Below are 779 nucleotides of genomic sequence, written 5' to 3'. Positions count from 1 at the left end.
GGGGTGGAAGTATGGTCAAAACTTCAACGTCAAAGACGAACACGAACATGAACAAGGAGGCAAAGAATGAGTACCTCAGCCATCGTCATGATGATTATCGCACTCGTCGTCATCTGGGGCGGATTCATTCTGTCCGTATGGCGGCTGCCTGAAGAATAGGCTTTTTCAAATAATTGTTGCAGACACCGTACAGGTCGTCTGAAACCCAAACGCCCCGAAACCGCATACCGGCTTCGGGGCGTTTTGTTACCGCCAAATCCAAGACAGGCCAAGCTTTCCGTCTATCAGCCGAGCAACCGTACCGAACAAAAGCAACATTTGTTTACGCTAATTTTCTACAGAAAAATGAACGGCGAACAAAAGACTGACTATAATGCTGACCATTCTCCGGCACCTGCCGTGTTTCACGAAAGGACGAAACAATGACTATAAAACCACTTATGGCGGTATTGCTCGCCGCCAGCCTCAGCCTCCCCGCCATCCACGCGGAAGCGCGAGGCACGGCAAACCAGAAAAAAGCCACCCTCGCCGGCGCGGCAGCAGGCGCAGCCTTGGGCGGTCTGTTGGGCAACGACGGACAAAGCGCAATCATCGGCGCAGTGGCAGGTGGTTTGGCAGGCAACGCCTATGCCTACCGTAATAAAAAATTGAATCAAAAAGACAGAGAGAGATACGAAAACCGTTATCGCGACTACGACTACTACCACTACGACCGCGATGACGACTACTACTACGGTCGTGATCGCGATAACTACGACGATTACTACCGTTATGAGAAA

At 51.1% G+C, this 779-nt stretch carries 2 protein-coding genes; both read left to right on the top strand.

The window, feature by feature from the left end:
- Positions 1-66: 66 nt before the first annotated feature.
- The gene (locus ACTHUR_RS13415) at positions 67-159 is read left to right on the top strand and encodes a methionine/alanine import family NSS transporter small subunit (RefSeq protein ID WP_009311042.1); all 93 of its coding nucleotides are present in this window, start codon (positions 67-69) and stop codon (positions 157-159) included.
- A 263-nt stretch (positions 160-422) separates the two neighbouring features.
- Positions 423-779, top strand: a 357-nt coding sequence (locus ACTHUR_RS13410; protein WP_440399025.1) for a YMGG-like glycine zipper-containing protein, incomplete at its 3' end; no start/stop codon positions are given.

The sequence above is a fragment of the Neisseria sp. P0021.S007 genome, assembly GCF_051956855.1.
Note: the sequence above shows the minus strand (reverse complement) of the source record. Positions and strands in the feature narration are given on the sequence as shown.

What these genes read in the sequence shown, in the direction of transcription:
- ACTHUR_RS13415 (WP_009311042.1), top strand. Translation starts at nt 67, where the DNA reads ATGAGTACCTCAGCCATCGTCATGATGATTATCGCACTCGTCGTCATC.